Here is a 19448-nt window from a genome sequence, read left to right on the forward strand (position 1 = left end):
TCTTTCTTGTGATCCTCATAATACCTATGAGTTTTGCGAAGCTGGTTTAGCCGAGGTGGCTCTAGAACTCTCTTTAAAGCAGCAGTTTGATGTTGTGTTGCTAGATTTCTATATGCCCGATATGACTGGGTTAGAGTTTCTCAGTCAGTTACAAAAACACCAACGCAAAATTCATTCTCCCATCATCATGCTGACAGGTCAGGGGAATGAGGAGCTGGCTGTGCAAGCAATGAAGAATGGTGTGCAAGATTATTTAGGGAAGCACCATCTGCAACCAGAGATATTACAACGCACGGTTAGAAGCGTTATTCAACAATCTCATCTCCATGTTGCTCTGCACAAAACCCGTGAGCAGCAACGGCTAATCGCCACTACCGCGTTACGTATTCGGCAATCGCTAGACCTTGAGCAAATTTTGGATACGGCAGTAGCAGAAGTACAGCAGCTGTTGGAATGTGACCATGTGGCAGTTTATCAATGTGACTTGCAGAAGACACCCACCATCAAGGCTGAGTTGGGAACACGCGATCACCCCCCCTCATCTTTCAATGCACCAGCCCAGCTTAATGACCAGAATACTGATAGTCCGCCCAGGCCTAACTATCGAGAACTAAGTGCCCCCATTGTCATCAATTCACCACAGTCACTTCAAAATCAGATTTGGGGATATTTAGTAGCTAATCAACATTCTAAAACAACGGATTGGCAACCTGAAGAACATAATATTCTCAATGAATTAGCGGTACAACTTGCGATCGCAATCCAACAATCTGAGCTCCTATCCCAAACCCAGATAGCATTAGCAAAAGCCCAAGAACTGAACCACTTTAAATCCCAAATCTTAGCTACGGTTTCCCACGAATACCGATCTCCTCTGGCAGTTATTCTCGGGGCTGCTTCTACCCTTGACCGCCATAGCGAACGTTTAGATACATCACAGCAGACCCGCTTTCTGAGCATGATTCAGGATAAGGCCAAACACATGACCCGACTTGTGGACAACATGCTGATGATGCATCAGTGTGAGCTTGATCAAGCCCGATTTGAGGCCGCTCCCATGAATATTCTGCAGTTTGTTGCAGATATTGTTGAAGAGCATCGAGAAACAAGCCAAAACCATGAGTTAATTCTGCAAATAACCGGCAAAACCAATGGTTTTTGGGGAGACCAGGGCATGCTACGCATAGCCATCGACAATCTCCTCTCCAATGCCATTAAGTTTTCTCCCGATGGAGGCCGCATCGAAATTCATTTACTGGGAGAACACACCACAATTACGCTCTCCGTCAAAGACTTTGGCATTGGCATTCCCAGTGCCGATCAGCCCCATTTGTTTCAGTCCTTTAGCCGGGCCAGCAACGCTAGCGACATTCAAGGCATTGGCTTAGGGTTATCGATTGCTAAAGCCTGTATTGACCTACATGAGGGCAATCTTGATTTAGAAAGCGAGGAAGGCTGCGGGACTAAAGTGTTTTTCACATTACCCAAACAACCCCAGGCTGCTAAAAATATTTACCAAGGGGATTAAGATCAGGGCAACCCTACCAGACATAGCTAAGGCAAGGGCCTGCTTACCACATGTAGACGCCACACTGCAATTAGTCACGATTAATCAAGGGCAACGATGCGTAGTAGCTCACCTAAGTTGGCATGCGATACCCCATCCCCCGTACAGTTTCAATCAGGCCACTGCCTAGTTTTTTACGTAGGTAACCGACATAGACATCCACCACGTTAGAACCGGGGGAATAATCATAGCCCCATACCCGATCCAAGAGCTGCTCACGGCTAAGCACTTGCCCCGGATGACTCATAAAGGTTTCTATCAAAGTAAATTCGCGGGCTGATAATTCAATGGCCTTCTCACCCACATGTACCAACCGTGTACGTAGATTTAGCACAATATTCTGGTGTCTAAGGATAAACTTCTTTTCAGGTTTAGAGCTGGCTGCACGCAACCGCGCCCGCACACGAGCTAAGAGTTCCTCAAAGCGAAATGGTTTGGTAACATAGTCATCCGCCCCCGATTCAAAGCCTGTGATCTTATCGGCAATGTCATCACGGGCGGTCAAAATTATAATCGGGCTCTGGCAGCCCTGGCCACGCAACTCGGTCAGGACTGACAAACCATCTTTACCCGGCAGCCCTAAGTCCAACACAATCAGCTCAAATTCGCCATCCAACGCATAGGCAACGGCTTCAAGACCTGTAGTTGCTACTGTCGTTATAAATCCATTGGCCTGTAGCCCCTTATCCAAAAATTCAGCTACTCGCACCTCATCTTCAACAATCAAAATCCGGTTCATTGTTCACATTTCCTTGTTCACAGTTCCTTACGAGGCTATAAGACAGAAATCGGTTGAGACAGATCTATGGGTAAACGCAAAGTAAATACTGAGCCTAAACCAGGCTGACTGGATACCCCCACCTCACCACAGTGGGCTTCAACGATTGCCTGTACAATCGCTAGCCCTAATCCTGACCCCTCTGACTTACGCTGGGTATATTGCACCCGCGCAAAGCGATTAAAGACACGAGATTGTTCTACCTCAGGAATACCTTCCCCTGTATCTTTAACCCAAAGTTCCACTTGATTGCCAGCTTGACGACACCCAAGCTCAATGGAATCTCCTGGTTGAGTGTGCTGAGCCGCATTGTTCAGTAAATTGAGCAGGGCCCCTGTCAACCGTTGAGAATCAGCAACAATACGTACACGGGTTTTAACAACCAGTTTCCAATCTCGCTCCGCTAAGGTTTGAGCTTTAGTAAAAATGTCCTGACAAAAACTAGCCATATCTAACGTCTCTAAATGAAGAAACTGAGGGTGTTCAGACTTAACAATCAGAATTAGGTCGTTGACCAAACGTCCCATCCGATCCAATTCATCCAGGACTAGATCAACGGTTTCAGCCTGTTCTTCAGGATCATCTCCCATCAGCTCCAAATGCCCCTGTATGATAGTGATCGGGGTGCGTAACTCATGGCCCGCATCATTGATAAAATCACGCTGAGTTCTAAACGATGCCTGCAAGCGGTCCATCATTGAGTTAAATGTCTTTGCTAGCTGGGCGAATTCTCCCGTGCCAGTGACCTGAATACGGCCACTCAAGTCAGTTTCATTGATATTATGAGCCGTCTTGGCCAACTCTTGCACCGGTCGCAACAGTCGACCTGTTGCCACCCAAGCCAGGCACAGTGACAACAGAATTAGGATGCCAGCAACTTCCATAAACACAACTATCCCGGCCAAAGCTTCACCTCTTTCCCCTGCCGAGAGGTGAACAATCACAAACTGGCCCTGTAAAGTACCATCAACTGTTATAGGTTCTACTACATAGAGAGCGTTACCCGCTTCTGGATCCCCTGTATCCTTCTGCCCTTGGGTACTCTCATCAAGTTGAATCCATTGTTCAAACAGCTCTGACTCTGTGTATATCACAGAAGGCAGAGCCGGTGGATTTGACCGATAAACTTTATCCTCTAAAATAGCGATGAGAAAATTATCGTCTTCTGGCAGTGTATTCGTTATGTAGTCATCCAGAGCCTGCTGGAGGGATTCGTAAGATAGATCGGTCGACTGTGCCCATTCAGCATAGACATCATCAAATTCTTCAACCTCTTCCAAAAGATCTTCCTTGACACGTTCGTCAACAGCTCGAAACAGCAATATCCTAAAAATAGGAACAGACAAACAGACAGCCACTAGCATCAAGATCACATAAATCAGAAAGATTCTGGTCCGTGCTTCCTTAAATAAACCGAATAATTTAAAGCGCTGCATCCTACAAACGTATACGGATAATACTTAGTTCAATTGTGAGGGAAAACATCCGTGATTTTCAGTATTTTCTGTGAAAATCATCCAGAACTGCTCAAAAAGTAAGGTTGTCTGTTTAACAAAGCCATCAAAGTTGTGACATTTCAAAAACTGACCACAGTTGATATAAAATTAGCCCTAAGAAGGATATTTCAATATAAAATTCCGTTCATTTTCCTCGATTAAGCGGCGTTTTAAAAAACCTTTGATGAATGCTTAAAAAGATTCAGTTTAGATAGGGAAGTCTTACATAGAGTCAGTTTGCAGGAAACCTAAGTTTTTTAATTAATGTCAGCTTATCATTTTCATATTTTTACCGTTGGTAGCTGAGATAACTCCCCAGCAATTTAAACAGGCTATCGAGCGAATTACTTAATGAAATTTTCATGAGAATTTTCTAACGATCACTTCATTGAGAATTTAATCAGCCTGACGACAGTAGTTTTATCGGTTCAAGAGCAACTACTGGAGAATGATGCCATGCGTGTATCTGTCATTGGGACTGGCTATGTTGGCCTGGTAACTGGAGCCTGTCTAGCACACATCGGTCACGAAGTCGTGTGCGTAGATAACAATGCTGAAAAAGTTGCCATGTTGCAGGCGGGTCAGTCGCCTATTTATGAACCTGGGCTTACCGATATCATGGACTCAGAGCAGCTGTCATTTACGACTGATTTAGCTGCTGGTGTGAGCCATGGCGAGGTGATTTTTATCGCTGTCGGTACACCACCGTTACCCACAGGAGAAAGCGATACTCGCTATGTAGAAGCTGTGGCACGGGGGATTGGTCAGCATATTGGTAACGACTATAAAGTCATTGTCAATAAGTCTACAGTGCCTGTTGGTTCTGGTGATTGGGTATGTCGACTCATTTTAGATGAGTTGGAAGATCGCGACGCTCAGGCCAATTTCGAAGTTGTGAGCAATCCTGAATTTCTGAGGGAAGGATCTGCCGTTTATGACACCTTTAATCCAGATCGGATTGTTTTGGGAGGACATTCTCCCAAGGCCATTGAACGTATGCGACAGCTGTATGCACCCATTATTCACCGACAGTTTGCGGTGGATACCACCTTACCTGCGGTGCCAGTGGTCGTTACCGATCTGGCCTCTGCTGAGACAATTAAATACGCCGCTAACGCCTTTTTAGCTACAAAAATCAGCTTTATCAATGAAATTGCTAATATTTGCGATCGCATCGGTGCTGATGTCACCCAGGTGGCCCAGGGCATTGGCCTCGACAGTCGCATCGGTGGCAAATTTCTACAGGCAGGGATCGGCTGGGGCGGCTCCTGTTTTCCGAAAGACGTATCAGCCCTAATGCACATCGCCCAGGACTACGGGGTAGATACAACTCTATTGGATGCCACCATTGCCACCAATCGGCGTCAGCGACTACAGGTGGTCTATCAGCTCCAAAAAACCCTAAAAATTCTCAAGGGTAAAACCATTGGTCTATTGGGTCTCACCTTTAAGCCCAACACAGACGATCTGCGAGATGCGCCAGCCCTCGACATTATTGTTGAGCTGAAACGGCTAGGTGCCAAAGTAAAGGCCTATGACCCCATTATCGAAGACATCTCTGCCCCCGTCATCCTGGTGGATACACCAACAACATTGGCCTATAACTGCGACGCCCTGGTTCTAGTCACCGACTGGAATGAGTTTCAACACCTGGACTACAGCGATTTAGCCCGTCGTATGAAACACCCAATTTTGATCGATGGTCGCAATTGTCTTAACCCACAACAGCTGCAACAGTCAGGTTTCTACTACCAAGCGATTGGTCGACCCAGTGCCGGTCAGTTGCTGTGGCCCACTGTTCGCCATTCTGTTCTTGCTGCCTAGGTTCGGATACCCTAAGGAGATCCTGACATGAGATTGATGGTCTATTCCCATGATGCCTTTGGGTTAGGCAACATTCGCCGCATGCTAACAATCTGTGAGTATTTGCTACGAACCTTGCCTAATATTTCCATATTAGTGGTGTCAGGTTCCCCCGCCCTGCACACCCTGAGACTACCTGAAGGTCTAGATTATATTAAATTGCCCTGTCTGGGGCGCAACACCTCCGGTCAGCTAGAGGCCAGATATCTTAAGAGTATGCCAGAGACATTGGTGCGGTTGCGATCTCACCTAATTCTCACCGCTGTAGTACATTTTCAACCGGATGTACTGCTCATTGACAAAAAACCTCTGGGCCTACGCAATGAACTCAAAGAAACCCTCAACCATCTGAACCGTCATAGCCCCAACACCAAACGAGTATTACTACTCAGAGATATCCTGGATACTCCTGCTGCCACCATTCAACAATGGCAAGTCAACAACTATTACCAGTTAACCCAACAACATTATGACCAAATATGGATTGTAGGCACACCCGAGATTTTCAATCTACCTGATGAGTATAATTTTCCGCTACCGTTACGGCGCAAAGTTAGATTCTGTGGCTATCTCAGCCGTGGCTGTGGCCGCACATCCCAAACTGTCCTTCGCCAGCAGTTAAAGATTCACCCTCAGGAAAAACTGGTGGTGGTCACCCCTGGTGGTGGTGGCGATGGGCATCAACTGATCCAAACCTATTTGGCAAGTATGGACCAACAACTAAAAGCGGCTCAACCCATCCCCAAAACGGTGATAATTTCAGGTCCAGAGATGCCCACTGAAGAACAGCAACAGCTACAGACTCAAGTGGCCGCTTATCCTCAAATTCGTCTCCTCGAATTTAGCGATGACCTGATTAGCTATCTCAATGCCGCCGACGCCATCGTTGCCATGGCCGGGTACAACACCACCTGCGAGATTCTCTCTTTACGCAAACCTGCCGTTGTTGTACCTCGTACTCGTCCCGTTCAAGAACAGTGGATGCGGGCCAAACGCTTTGCCGATAGCGGCCTTCTATACGCCATTCATCCCCAACAACTCACCCCCCAACAGTTATCCCAAACCTTACATCGGGCACTGACCATCAAACCCCATGCCATCAACAGCTTTCGCCTAGATGGCCTGCCTCGCATCGCCCAACTCATGCATGATCTCATGGCTTGTGCCGTCCGTCCATCCAACCGTGATTTAGCAGAACTATCATGCGCCCTTTAATTGGCTTTTTATTAAAAACCTACCCCAAACTGTCTGAGACCTTTATTCTGAATGAGATTCTAGAGTTAGAAAGGCAAGGCCTTAACCTACACATATTCTCCTTAAGACAACCACCAGAGCGATGCACCCATCCCGGTGTAGCCACCGTCAAAGCACCAATCACCTACCTGCCATCATTGCTGCCGGAGTTTGACCCAGCCCAAGAAAAAAAGCTTCTGGACGCCCATCTCGACTTATTCCACCAGGATGGCAGCACCTATTTAAAGGCCCTAAAGTTTTATATGAGTCGCCCTGAGAAACGACGGTTCCACGAGTTTTTACAAGGAGGCTACTTGGCCTGGAAGCTAAAAACACTAGGCATTACTCACCTCCATGCTCACTTTGCCAATGTGCCCACAGCCACAGCAGAAATTGCCCAGGCATTCACCGGACTCTCCTACAGCATTACGGCCCATGCCAAAGACATTTACTTAAGCAACCATGATGCCCTGAACCGGCGCATGGCCAAAGCGGAATTTGTGCTCACCTGTACCGACTATAACCGTCACTATCTTGAACAGATTTCCACATCTCGCACTCCTATTCACCTGGCTTATCATGGTTTAGATGTAGGCCGCTTTACTCCTGCACCAAAAACTCAAACGTCTGATGTGCCTTTAATCTTGAGTGTTGGTCGTTTTTGTGAGAAAAAGGGTTTTCCCTATTTATTAAAGGCCTGCCATATACTTAAACAGGTGGGACTATCTTTTCGCTGTGTCATTGTTGGCTACGGTCCCCTAGAGAATTCTATTCGACAACAAATTAACGATCTAGAACTCAACGAGCACATTACCCTAGTCGGCAAACTGACCCAGGACCAGCTAATTGAGTATTACCAACAGGCAGATATGTTTGTGCTCCCTTGCCTGGTCACCGATGACGGCGACCGCGATGGTATTCCTAACGTTCTGTTAGAGGCCATGTCCATGGAATTACCCGTGGTCTCGACTAATATCTCAGGTATTTCTGAGCTGGTGAGATCCAATGCAAATGGTGTGCTGGTGCCGGAAAAGGATGCCCTATCTTTAGCACAGGCTTTGGAGGCTCTTGTGCGACAGCCAGACCTGAGAACAGCTTTAGGCAAAGCCGGGCGTCTTACAGTGTTAAATAAGTTTGGCCTGAGTCGCAATGTGGGCGCAGTTAAAGATTGGTTACTACAGGCTATTAAGGAACCCATGAGACCGCAAATTCAAGCCAGTGTATTAGGGGATTTACTCAAGCTAGCTGCTTCCTAAGGTCGTGCCGCATTGAGCAACGTGCCACCCTATACTCTCCCCTCTTAGGAGAGGAGAGTCGCGATATTAAAACCACTTCCCAGGAAGAAAATATCTTCGAGATTTATCTACGTCAATACTCTGTTCTGCAAGGGACTATGCTATGAAGACTTTGCTTTTTTACTGTCAACACATTCTCGGTATCGGTCACCTGATCCGCAGTATGGCTATTGCCCATGGCTTGACTAAGGATTTCAAAGTTTACTTTGTCAATGGTGGAGAGGTCATTCAGGACTTTCCTGTACCGGCAGGCATTGAAGTGATTAATTTACCTGCCATTAAAACCGATGCAAATTTTCGGGAACTACAGGTACCTGATGGGTTTACCGATGTCGAGTCCACATTGGAATATCGTCGTGATCGGTTGTTGGAGGTTTGCGATCGCATCCGCCCCGCCGTCGTCATGGTAGAACTATTCCCCTTTGGTCGTCGGCGTTTTTCTACCGAGTTAATTCCGCTGTTAGAGCGTGCTAAAGACCACGGCGCTAAAATCACCTGCAGCCTCCGAGACATTGTTGTCACCAAGCAAGATCAGGAGCGTCATGAAGCTAAAGTATGCAAACTGATGAATCGGTATTTTGACCAGCTGCTGATCCATGGCGACCCAGAGTTTTTACCCCTAGAAAACAGTTTTTCTAGGGTGAACGATCTTGACTGTGAGGTTCACTATACCGGTTACGTAGTTCCCGATGTAGATCGACAATTTACCCAAAAAACAGCATCCGATCCACCGATGATCCTGGCTAGCGTTGGTGGTGGGCGCTTTGGCCATGAGCTTCTACAGTGTGTGGCCGAAGCCAGTCAGTTGTTAGAAAACAAAATCCCTCACCACATTCAAATGTTTACAGGGCCATTTTCACCAGATGACGTCTATAAACGTTTACAGACAATTGCAACCAATCGCTCCAATCTAACAGTCCAGCGTTATACCCCCGATCTTCTCAGCTACATGGCTAAGGCCGATTTATCCATTAGCATGGCAGGCTACAACACCACTCTCAACATTTTGCAGACAGGGGTGCGGGCTATGCAGCTACCGTTTACCGGTAATGATGACCAGGAACAACGGCTGCGGTCTAGCCGTTTAGAAGATCTGGGCATTGTCAACGTCATTAATCCTGACGATTTGGATCCTATTTTCTTCTCCCTTAAGGTGATGAAAACGTTAAGCGTCAGCCCCAGCCATCAACACTTCTGTCTTCGTGGGGTGGAGATGACGGCTGCTCGCGTTAAGGCACTGATCAAAGAAGAGATTTTGGTTTGAGCCAGCCCCATCCTCTACGACAAGCATCAGTCTTTGCCCCTGAGTGTTGAGTGTTGAGCTGGGAGCTCAACACTCAACATCCAAAACTCTTAACTCTTAACCTCTTACAATCTATGACACAGTCTAAAATTTGTATTACCACCTTAGAATTCCCCCCCGATGTTGGTGGCGTTGGCGAGTCAGTGGCTCGTATTGCCAATTTGCTTCAGGATATCGGCTATGAGGTTCACGTTGCTGTTTTTCATTCCAAACAGCGTAAGGCCGAAGGCTATTGTCGCTCAGACTGTGACACCACCAAACAAAATGGCATCCAGGTGCACCGACTCACTCCAGCTAGTCGCTCAAATACGCCAATTTTACAAGACTATCGCAGCGAAGTTTATTTCCAGTTGAAACAACTGCACCGTCAGCACCAGTTCAACCTGTTTCACGCCTTTTTTATTAATGAAACTGGCTTTATCACTACGTTGTTGGCCAAGGAAGAAGGTATACCCATCATCAACAGCGTGCGCGGCAGCGACTTACACAAGCACGTATTTAGCCCCAAACAACATGGTCAGATTGGCTGGATTTTAGAAAATTCAGACTGGGTCACCTTTGTCAGTCGAGATTTACAACGACGGGGTCAGGTGCTTGTCCCTGCCCTTAAAGGGAAATCCAGTGCCTTCTGGAACTCAATTCAGCCTGTAGAGTTTTCAAACCTACCTAAACCACCCCTAGCCGATCGGCTCACCGGCTTAGTCATTGGCTCAGTGGGTCGATTCCGCGATAAGAAAGGGTTGGAATATCTGTTAGACGCTTGTGCAGATCTGAAACAATCCATGCCGATAACACTGTTACTGGTGGGCGACTTTGCAGAGCGAGAACGTCCCTACTGGGAAGCCGCTATTCGCGAAAGTGGCATGGCGGACAACACCGTGCTTACAGGAATGGTTCCTCGGACTGAAGGCATGACCTACCTACAATATATGGACGTGTATGCCATACCTTCTCTCCACGATGGCTGCCCCAATGCTCTGCTGGAGGCCATGCTGGCTGGTCGCGCCATTGTTGGCACCAGTGTTGACGCCATTGGCGAGATTTTAGATCATATTTACAATGGCTTAGTTGTAACTCCAGGCTCTAGTGCTGAACTTAAAGATGCCATCCTCATATTGGCTCAGTCTCCAGAGTTACGACAGCGCTTTGGAAAAGCGGCTCAAGCCACCGTCCGCCAGCAACTCTCTCCCATGGTTGAACAAAGAAATTGGGCCAAGGTCTACCGCCAGGTCTTGAGCCAATCTCTTACCGTTCTTGCATCTTAGCTTTAGGAGATTAATGATGACTTCTACGATCACAACAGAAACCTCCACCGTATCTAACATTACTCAACCCGAAATTACAATTGTGGTTGTACCACGAGAGCGGTTTAGCTATAGTCAACAGTCTTTAGAGAGCATCTACCAATACACAAACCTACCGTTTGAGCTGGTTTATGTAGATGGCGGTTCTCCTAAATATGTCCAGCAGTATCTGAACCAGGCATCGGAGGAAAAAGGCTTTACCCTGGTGCGCACCGAACATTTTCTGTCCCCTAATCAAGCTCGTAACCTGGGGCTAAGCTATGTTAAAACTGACTATGTGCTCTTTATCGACAATGATGTTCATGTGTCCCATGGCTGGCTACAGCAGCTGTGGCAGTGTGCCCAAGAGACGGATGCAACTGTTGTTTGCCCGCTGACCTGCATTGGCAAACCCTTACACCAGAAAATCCATCTAGCCGGCGGTGAAGCCAGAATCTTTACTGACCTGAAGGGTGATAAGACCCATCGTCGGGTGCATGAAAAACATTATTTTGTGAATCGTGCCGTCATTGATGTGGAAGAGCAGTTGCACCGTCGGTCTTGTGAGTTTGCAGAGTTTCACTGCATGTTGGTTAAACGATCTGTTTTTGACCAGATTGGGGTATTGGATGAAAAACTCCTCAACACCCGGGAGCACATTGACTTTTGCCTGAATGTCAGTCAAACAGGTGGGCGCATTTATTGTGAGCCAGCGTCAGTCGTGACCTATGTGCCTGATATTCTCTATCGCTGGTCGGATCTGGCATTCTTTATGCTGCGCTGGAGCGATGAGTGGGAAGTGAAAAGTCTCAAACGGTTCCGCAAGAAGTGGAATTTGGATAAGGACAAGTATTTTAAGAAACGGTATAAGCGTTTGGGACACCGTCGACATCATGCGTTTTTGCGTCCGTTGGTTCGAAAGTTCACGTTTGGGAAAACGATTCCTTGGTTAGAAAAGCTGGTTATTCAGCTAGAGAGACAGTTGAATCGCATGCTCACCAGTCGATATCAACGCTTGTATGGAACAAATACCCAGGTGCAAGGTACACAGACCATGAGTAAGATGCCTGGATAAACACAACATTGTCTCCGTAGGGGTGCACCACAGTGCCCCCTTCGAAACACAGGCCAATGGTCAATATGTTGAAGGGCGCATAGCCATGCGCCCCTACAAGGCCATCTTTAATTTGAACAAATTATTTAATCCATATTCCCCATAACGGGAAGTTCCCCAATCCTAGCATTATGGCTAAACAAAAATCCTTTAGGTCATCCTTACCCGGTTTGAAACGCATAGCCCAACGCTTTTGGCCCCACATCTGTAAACAGGCTCACCTACTCACAGGCGCATTCTTTGCCCTGCTGGCAGAAACAGGTCTGCGCTTGCTGGAGCCCTGGCCCCTAAAGCTGATGTTTGATCGGGTCATTTTACCTACTGGCTTTAATATCCATAGTCACAACATTGAAGCGCTGGGAGGAGTTTCACCACTGTTAATACTCACGGGCCTTGCCGCTGCCCTAATTGTGATCTCAGCAGCACGAGGGGCTGCCGCCTACTTTAGTACCGTTGGCATGGCCATAGCCGCAACCCATGTGATGACCGACATCCGTGGACAGCTCTATAGTCATATCCAAGCGCTCTCACTGTCGTTCCATAGCCGTGCCAAAAGTGGTGACCTGATTACCCGCGTCACCTATGATATCGAACGTCTGCGGGAAGTGACCGTGGTGGCTGCGCTCCCGTTGACCACACATTTTCTCACCTTAATTGGCATGGTGGGTGTGATGTTTTGGCTGAACTGGGAATTAGCACTAATTGCGATCGCAATCCTCCCTCTCTTTATCCTCACCACCACCACCATGTCAAAAAAAATCCACAAGGTGGCACGCACCCAGCGTAAACGGGAAGGAGCCATGGCCGCATCTGCAGCGGAAGCCATTGGAGCTATTAAAGTGGTGCAAGCATTATCACTGCAAGATTTTCTGGGGAAGTCTTTTGCCAAAAACAATCGTAAAAGTCTAAAGGAAAGTGCAGAAACCCAGCGTCTGCGAGCAGGACAGGAACGTCTTGTGGAAACGCTTGTTGCCATTGTGCAAGCTCTGGTGTTGTGGCGTGGGGTACAGCTAGTGCTGACTGGCAGTGCTACACCAGGGGACCTATTAGTGTTTATCACTTACCTTAAAGTCGCCTTTAAGCCCATGCGACAGCTAGCCAAATATACGGGTCAAATTGCGAAGGCTGTTGCCTCTGGTGAACGAGTCATTGCTTTGCTAGAGACCGAACCTGAAGTGCGTGACCTGAAAGGAGCTAAACCGGCTCCTGTCTTTCGAGGTGATGTGCACTGCAAGCATGTCACCTTTGCCTACAATCCAGAGCAGGGAATTTTGCGCAACCTCACCTTTTCAGCTCAGCCTGGAGAACAGGTTGCCATTGTCGGCCCGTCTGGGGGGGGTAAATCCACCCTCATCAGTTTGTTGCTACGGTTCTATGATCCCATTGAAGGGGGCGTTCACATCGACGGGCATGATCTCAGAGAGTACACCCTCACATCTCTCCGCAAGCAAATTAGTATTGTGCTACAGGACAGCGTACTTTTTGCTGCCAGCGTTCGCGACAACATTGCCTACGGGGCCATTGGAGCCAGTAATGAAGAGATTGAGGCCGCAGCGCGTCTGGCCAATGCCCATGACTTTATTATGCACCTACCTGAAGGCTATGAAACCATTCTTGGAGAGCGGGGGGCCACTCTCTCCGGCGGTCAGCGACAGCGGATTGCCATTGCCAGAGCTGCCATTCGTCGAGCCCCCATTATCATCTTGGATGAGCCCACCAATGGCCTGGATAGCGCTAGCGAACGCCTCGTTAGCGAAGCGCTAAATCGTCTCACCCAGGGTAAAACCAGTTTCTGGATTTCTCATAACCTTAGTACTGTGCAACATGCAGACCAAATTCTTTACATCGAACAAGGCTGCATTTTAGAACGGGGGACTCACCATCAGCTCATGGTCTTAGGGGGTCGCTATGCCCAAATGTATCGTTTGCAATCCGGTAGTTATTCAGCAGAGAAGAGTTATGCGAACTGACGCATTCCCTAGTCGCATTATTTTAGTTCGCCATGGTCGCAGTTCTTTTAATGACCAAGGGCGCTATCAGGGCAGTTCAGATGAGGCAATACTCACCCCCAAGGGTGTGACCACGGCCCAACAGGTGGGTGCATATCTCCGCTCCATGACCATCGACGCTGTGTATACCAGCCCCCTACTGCGGGCAAAACAAACCACAGGAGAGATTCTCAAAGCGATAGCGGATAAACGCCCTAAACCCATTACCGTGAGTCGCTATCTCCGAGAAATTGATTTGTCTGTGTGGGAAGGTCTCACCTACGACTATGTCCGGCAATACCATCGGGAGACCTATAACTGTTGGCAACAGCAGCCCCATGAGTTTAAGCTACCCGCTGATGATAGCTATCATTTTCCAGTCAAGGATCTCTATCAGCGTGCTCAAAAATTTTGGGCCCATAGTTTACATCATCACACAGGCAAAACTGTTTTAATCGTTAGCCATGGGGGCACTAATCATGCCTTAATTAGTACTGCGTTTGGGCTATCTCCTGAGCACCACCATAGCTTGCAGCAGTCTAACTGTGGCATCAGCATTTTGGAGTTCTCGGGGCAGGGGGTGCAGCTGACTCAACTGAATCAGACGACAGCGATTAAGGAGACTCTGCCTAAACTCAAAGCTGGCAAAGAAGGATTGCGACTGTTGTTACTACCAGAAGACTCACTGACCGATAAGGCCTGTCAACAAATCGCTCACCGTTTAGCAACCATCAAGTTGGACTTTTGCCTGTCGAATACGACCGGAAAGTATTGGCTACCGATGCTGTTACAGCATCATTCTCAAACAGCTCAGTTTATAGATGACCGAGATGATTTTTTGCAGGATTGGCAACAGATCTTAGCTGATGCTTTGGAGCCAGAGCAAAAACTGATTACGGGGATTGCGATCGCACCCACCAACCGTATCCAAACCCTGCTCATCCAAACCTTGGGTGGTCGTTCCTACGAAGGCGCAAAACTCTCCTTAACACCCGGTCACCTTAGCGTCATCCACTATCCCAAAAACCATCGCCCCATCGTCCAAGCCATCAACATTTAACCATCCCCTTAGAAGTAGGTCTCTCCAAGTTTATCGACTAGTATCAAAACCATGACTAAATTCAAAACTTATCTCTCGCAGATTAGATCTCAGAAATGCTATTATCGAGGCACACAGCTACAGTTCTATGGAACTTTACTTTAATCACATCCAATCAGTAAAAATACGACCACTGTAGACATATAAAAATACATACACATTTATTCTCAACAGTCTTCGAAAAATCCTATATATTCATAACGATATTTTAAATCAAGCGCGAAAGCCTTATTTTACAAGATTTCCAAAAAATACCAATTTATACTGATTTTTCTTGATGAGAATTACCTTATGATTTGGAGTAAGTAGCAAAAGAACGCTGAAATGCCCCCGCAGCAGTATCTAAGCTAGTACTCACCTAAATCAGAGATCTATATCAGTCAATGATGATGGACCTCCATGAAAGTAATCTCATGTCTACTTCATTAGATTCTTAGTCGCACCTGTCATAATTTTGACTCAGAGATGTTCGGTGCCACTACCGAAATGTTGAACTAACGTCTGTAGCTCCTTAGTTTAATCAGGGGGCTTCAATACCATCAGGAAAAAAGCATATCTGGACTCAGGTCCGCGGTCAATCGTGACCGCACTATCCCACTGTCCTCACTGCCAAATTCTGGATAGTTCCCATGACTGCTACACTTCTCTCACCGCCTGCCGTCACTGCGTTACAGCCATCCGTTACCATTGTGGTTGCCCCACGAGAACGCTTTGGCTACACGCAAAAGTCTCTGGAAAGCATCTATCAACACACAAAAATACCATTTGAGCTCATATACGTAGATGCTGGCTCCCCTAAACATATTCAAAAATATTTAGCAAGAGAAGCAGCTAAAAGAGGATTCACCCTCCTACGTTCCGATCAGTTTCTCTCACCAAATCAGGCACGTAACCTTGGTCTTAGTCAAATAACGACAGACTATGTAGTCTTTATCGATAATGATATTCATGTTTCGAGTGGCTGGTTGGAGCCTCTTTTACGTTGTGCAAAAGAAACAAATGCAGCTGCTGTCTGTCCCTTAACTTGCATCGGCAAACCACTCCATGATCGGATTCACTTTGCAGGAGGTGAGGCCAGGATTTTTATGGATGTGCAGGGCGAACAGATATGGCGGCGTCTTTATGAGAAACGTTTTTTGGTAAGTCGCTCCGCTGCCGCCATCAAGCATCAGCTTTACCGACGCGCCTGTGAGCTTGTAGAACTGCGCTGCACACTGGTTAGGCGAGATATTTTTGAACAATTAGGATGCTTAGATGAAAAACTATTGGGCACTCAAGAAGATATAGACTTTTGCCTAAGCGTTAGTCGAGCCAATGGGCAAATGTTCTGTGAACCGGCTTCAGTGGTCACCCATGTACCTGAAATTTCCTATCGTTGGTCTGATTTAGGGTACTTTATGCTGCGCTGGAGCGATATGTGGGAAGTAGAAAGTCTCATGTATTTCCAGCAAAAGTGGGCTTTGGACATGGACGAGTACTTTTTACAACGATACAGACAGCTGGGCCAACGTCGCCATCAAACATTCTTATACCCACTGCTACATCGGCTGCAAGGAAACCGCAAAGTCTCTTGGTTAGAAAACATTGTCATAAAGCTAGAACAGTGGTTGAACCAGATACTTGCAGATCGCCATGCCAAACTGCGGCACACCCCTATAAAAAAGCTAACCCCTACATCTCCCTCACCCAATCATAAGACTGTCCCTCACAAAAAATTGCATAGGTCAGTGCTTGATAGTCACAGTCATCCTACGCAACTATCTCAACCACATTTAATGCCCCATTAGACCGGTTACTTTGCCTAGGTTAGGCAGATGCAGCCTATACTGGCTTAAAAGCCCATTCAAAGGTTTACTTTACTCCTAAATAGGTAGAGATAATCCTCTATGCCTAGGAGTTTTATAAAATCTCTTTTTCAGCAACAAACGAGTGCAATTGCTCGACGTCCCATCAGTTACCATCTCTTCAAGACATACACTTGTGAACTCCACCTCTTTTTTGAGAAGATTATGACATGAAAACACAAGCTCTTGCTAAACGTGCTACAGCTACACGTCTCTCTATACCATCAGTCACGCTTATCATAGCACCACGGGAACGTTTCAGCTATATCCAACCATCACTGGAAAGCATTTACAAATACACGAAACTACCGTTTGAGCTGATATACATTGATATCGGTTCTCCAAAGCACCTGCGCCATTACTTAGCTCAATCAGCTGCTGACAAAGATTTCACTTTACTACGCACCGAGCGGTTTATTTCGCCAAATCAAGTTCGTAATCTGGGGTTAGGTCATGCAACTACAGACTATGTTCTTTTTATCGATAACGATATTCATGTCTCTCCTGGTTGGTTAGAGAAGCTTTTAGAATGTGCTCAGGAAACAGATGCTACCGTCGTCTCTCCACTTATGTGTATTGGCAAGCCATTGCATGAGCGAATTTTGATGGCTGGGGGTGAGATCAGATTTTTTGTGGAAACAGGTGACGAATTTGAGCATCGTCGTTTGTACAAAAAGTGTCATTTGGTTAATCGTTCTGTTTCTTTGATGCAACGCCAGCTACATCAGCGTGCCTGCGACTATGCAGAGTTAAGCTGTTTGCTGGTAAAGCGCAGTATCTTTCGCGACATTGGTCCCTTAGACGAAAATCTCTTGAATTCTCAGGAGCACCTTGATTTTTGTCTCAGTGTGGCCCAAGCAGGTGGCAAAATTTACTGTGAACCTGCATCAGTGGTCACCTATGTTCCTGAGATGCCCCGTCGTTGGTCGGATCTGCTCTATTTTATGCTGCGCTGGAGTGATGCTTGGGAAGCGGAAAGTCTGATTCATTTCCAAAAGAAGTGGTCTCTGGATATTGATCGGGATTTTATGCTGCGTTTTAAACATTTAGGTCAGCAGCGACATCAAATCTTGTTGTTGCCGTTGCTACGGCGGTTGACAGTGGGCTGTCGGGTACGCTGGATGGAGAAACTCGCGATTTACTTAGAGCGTTGGCTTAATCAGTATTTGACGAACCGTTATAGACGGTTGTCTAGGTGAAAGGGAGCTTGTTCTTATCAGAGCTTAGGCAACTACTCGACAACCTTCCCCTCCGGGGAGGGGCTCCGGGGTGGGGCTCCCGATTATTACTAACCACCAGCAGCCTTCTTAATTTCCTTACAAATCTCCACTAAAGCCTGATCTTGCTCAGCAGCACTAAGACTTTTCAAAGGCCGCTCCGGAGCATGCGCAGTCTGATATTCCGCTATAGCACTCTCTTCATAGAGACTAGAACTAATCGGTACCCAAATGATTTTCAGCCCTCATTCTTAGCCGCATCTAAAAGGGGAGGCAGCCCATTTTCATGGATAACGCACTCAACTGGTTCTTGCTAAGGTCTAGTGTTTGAAGACTCGTCAGCTGGACAATCTCGGGTGGTAGCGCACTCAATTGGGTCCGAATCAATTGCCCTTCATAAAGTTTCCAACCCCACTGCAATGTTTCCAACTGAGTCAACTGCCCAATCTCCGGCGGCAACTCCGTCAACCCCGCCCCGACAAATTCAACTTCGTCGCCCCAGTCCTCGCCGCTTCCTCAATCACCTCCAGCAACTCATCCCGCGTCATACCAACCATCTCCAGAAACCATCCCCGCTATTCTGCCAAACCCACACCAGCCAAGCTCTAAAACTTAATCCAAAATAAACCTTGACCAGTTAGTCTAAGTTCGCTATTCTTAAATCAAGGTCGTCAACCACCCAGACCCATGACACGCGGACCCAGCAAGCAATTTGACACCGAAATCGCCCTTAGCAAGGCCATGGACGTGTTTTGGGAGCACGGCTACGAAGCCGCTAGCCTCTCACAATTGCTCAAGCAAATGGGTATCGGCAAAAAGAGTCTGTACGACACCTTTGGCAACAAGCAATCGCTGTTTCTCAAAGCTCTGGAGCACTACGCCCATACTACGCTGCGAGATATCCGCAAACGCCTGTCAGCAGAGGGTTCTGCCCTTAACAACATCAAACAGCTACTCCTCGACTGGCAAACCATGCATGGTCGCCCTGGTAGCTGCGGCTGTATGCTCGGCACCAACATCGCCGACTTCAATACCGACGATGAAGCCATCGCCAAAGTTATGCGCGGCTACCTGTGTCAGCTAGAAGACACCTTCAGCAACGCCCTCACCCGCGCCCAAAAAGCCGGAGAGCTAAGCCCCAACAAAAACCCACGGGACCTGGCTCGCCTGCTACTTTGCACCACCCAGGGCATTGCCCTCCTGGGCAGAGTCATGGAAGACGACACCACACTAAAAGGCGCAGTGCAATCCGCGTTGCTACTTTTAGAGGAAGAGCCCCCCTCACACTAAATCCCTCTCCCTGGGGAGAAGAGCTTTGAAGACTGAAGATCTTCTTATTTTGAATAAGATCCACGTTCTCTAACTCCC

Annotated in this window: 14 protein-coding genes; 12 read left to right on the forward strand and 2 right to left on the reverse strand. The window is 47.3% G+C overall.

Going from position 1 to position 19448, the window contains the following annotated elements; all coding sequences use genetic code 11:
* A partial coding sequence (locus DXZ20_RS32390; protein ID WP_163703690.1) for a sensor histidine kinase occupies positions 1-1528 on the forward strand: 1528 nt, incomplete at its 5' end.
* A 112-nt stretch (positions 1529-1640) separates the two neighbouring features.
* Here DXZ20_RS32390 and DXZ20_RS32395 read toward each other — a convergent pair.
* Positions 1641-2306: a response regulator transcription factor gene (locus DXZ20_RS32395; protein ID WP_163667964.1), complete on the reverse strand. Its 666-nt coding sequence runs from the start codon at positions 2304-2306 to the stop codon at positions 1641-1643.
* A gap of 35 nt (positions 2307-2341) precedes the next feature.
* Positions 2342-3781 (reverse strand): ATP-binding protein, encoded by a 1440-nt coding sequence (locus tag DXZ20_RS32400; protein WP_163702872.1) that lies wholly within the window; start codon positions 3779-3781, stop codon positions 2342-2344.
* Positions 3782-4297: 516 nt separating this feature from the next.
* Here DXZ20_RS32400 and DXZ20_RS32405 point away from each other — a divergent pair.
* The 11 genes from DXZ20_RS32405 (at position 4298) to DXZ20_RS32455 (ending at position 19370) form a co-directional block, all read left to right on the forward strand.
* Positions 4298-5665: a UDP-glucose dehydrogenase family protein gene (locus DXZ20_RS32405; RefSeq protein ID WP_163667962.1), complete on the forward strand. Its 1368-nt coding sequence runs from the start codon at positions 4298-4300 to the stop codon at positions 5663-5665.
* 27 nt (positions 5666-5692) lie between these two features.
* Positions 5693-6919, forward strand: a complete 1227-nt coding sequence (locus DXZ20_RS32410) for a glycosyltransferase family protein (RefSeq protein WP_163702873.1) — start codon at positions 5693-5695, stop codon at positions 6917-6919.
* On the forward strand, positions 6907-8193 hold the full coding sequence (locus tag DXZ20_RS32415; protein ID WP_163702874.1) for a glycosyltransferase: 1287 nt from the start codon (positions 6907-6909) through the stop codon (positions 8191-8193). Before DXZ20_RS32410 ends, DXZ20_RS32415 begins: the two co-directional genes overlap by 13 nt.
* Before the next feature lie 142 nt (positions 8194-8335).
* Complete coding sequence (locus DXZ20_RS32420; protein WP_163702875.1) at positions 8336-9496, forward strand: glycosyltransferase family protein; 1161 nt, start codon at positions 8336-8338, stop codon at positions 9494-9496.
* 113 nt (positions 9497-9609) lie between these two features.
* The gene (locus DXZ20_RS32425) at positions 9610-10800 is read left to right on the forward strand and encodes a glycosyltransferase (protein WP_163702876.1); all 1191 of its coding nucleotides are present in this window, start codon (positions 9610-9612) and stop codon (positions 10798-10800) included.
* Positions 10801-10816: 16 nt separating this feature from the next.
* Positions 10817-11893 (forward strand): glycosyltransferase family 2 protein, encoded by a 1077-nt coding sequence (locus tag DXZ20_RS32430; protein ID WP_163702877.1) that lies wholly within the window; start codon positions 10817-10819, stop codon positions 11891-11893.
* 170 nt (positions 11894-12063) lie between these two features.
* On the forward strand, positions 12064-13902 hold the full coding sequence (locus DXZ20_RS32435; RefSeq protein WP_163702878.1) for an ABC transporter ATP-binding protein: 1839 nt from the start codon (positions 12064-12066) through the stop codon (positions 13900-13902).
* Positions 13892-14980, forward strand: a complete 1089-nt coding sequence (locus DXZ20_RS32440) for a histidine phosphatase family protein (protein ID WP_163702879.1) — start codon at positions 13892-13894, stop codon at positions 14978-14980. Before DXZ20_RS32435 ends, DXZ20_RS32440 begins: the two co-directional genes overlap by 11 nt.
* 668 nt (positions 14981-15648) lie before the next feature.
* Positions 15649-16806, forward strand: coding sequence for a glycosyltransferase family 2 protein (locus DXZ20_RS32445; protein WP_163702880.1), 1158 nt, complete (start codon positions 15649-15651; stop codon positions 16804-16806).
* 227 nt (positions 16807-17033) lie between these two features.
* On the forward strand, positions 17034-18062 hold the full coding sequence (locus DXZ20_RS32450) for a glycosyltransferase family 2 protein (protein WP_163702881.1): 1029 nt from the start codon (positions 17034-17036) through the stop codon (positions 18060-18062).
* 705 nt (positions 18063-18767) lie between these two features.
* Positions 18768-19370: a TetR/AcrR family transcriptional regulator gene (locus DXZ20_RS32455; RefSeq protein WP_163702882.1), complete on the forward strand. Its 603-nt coding sequence runs from the start codon at positions 18768-18770 to the stop codon at positions 19368-19370.
* The last annotated feature ends 78 nt before the right edge of the window (positions 19371-19448 follow it).

This window comes from Adonisia turfae CCMR0081, from assembly GCF_011009555.1.
GTDB classification, from domain to species: Bacteria; Cyanobacteriota; Cyanobacteriia; order Phormidesmidales; family Phormidesmidaceae; genus Leptothoe; species Leptothoe turfae.

Excerpts from the sequence above, each read along its gene's own strand:
- DXZ20_RS32425 (WP_163702876.1), top strand. The coding sequence starts at position 9,610 with ATGACACAGTCTAAAATTTGTATTACCACCTTAGAATTCCCCCCCGAT.
- DXZ20_RS32415 (WP_163702874.1), top strand. The coding sequence starts at position 6,907 with ATGCGCCCTTTAATTGGCTTTTTATTAAAAACCTACCCCAAACTGTCT.
- DXZ20_RS32410 (WP_163702873.1), top strand. The coding sequence starts at position 5,693 with ATGAGATTGATGGTCTATTCCCATGATGCCTTTGGGTTAGGCAACATT.
- DXZ20_RS32405 (WP_163667962.1), top strand. The coding sequence starts at position 4,298 with ATGCGTGTATCTGTCATTGGGACTGGCTATGTTGGCCTGGTAACTGGA.
- DXZ20_RS32445 (WP_163702880.1), top strand. The coding sequence starts at position 15,649 with ATGACTGCTACACTTCTCTCACCGCCTGCCGTCACTGCGTTACAGCCA.
- DXZ20_RS32420 (WP_163702875.1), top strand. The coding sequence starts at position 8,336 with ATGAAGACTTTGCTTTTTTACTGTCAACACATTCTCGGTATCGGTCAC.
- DXZ20_RS32400 (WP_163702872.1), bottom strand. The coding sequence starts at position 3,781 with ATGCAGCGCTTTAAATTATTCGGTTTATTTAAGGAAGCACGGACCAGA.
- DXZ20_RS32455 (WP_163702882.1), top strand. The coding sequence starts at position 18,768 with ATGACACGCGGACCCAGCAAGCAATTTGACACCGAAATCGCCCTTAGC.
- DXZ20_RS32435 (WP_163702878.1), top strand. The coding sequence starts at position 12,064 with ATGGCTAAACAAAAATCCTTTAGGTCATCCTTACCCGGTTTGAAACGC.
- DXZ20_RS32395 (WP_163667964.1), bottom strand. The coding sequence starts at position 2,306 with ATGAACCGGATTTTGATTGTTGAAGATGAGGTGCGAGTAGCTGAATTT.
- DXZ20_RS32450 (WP_163702881.1), top strand. The coding sequence starts at position 17,034 with ATGAAAACACAAGCTCTTGCTAAACGTGCTACAGCTACACGTCTCTCT.
- DXZ20_RS32430 (WP_163702877.1), top strand. The coding sequence starts at position 10,817 with ATGACTTCTACGATCACAACAGAAACCTCCACCGTATCTAACATTACT.
- DXZ20_RS32440 (WP_163702879.1), top strand. The coding sequence starts at position 13,892 with ATGCGAACTGACGCATTCCCTAGTCGCATTATTTTAGTTCGCCATGGT.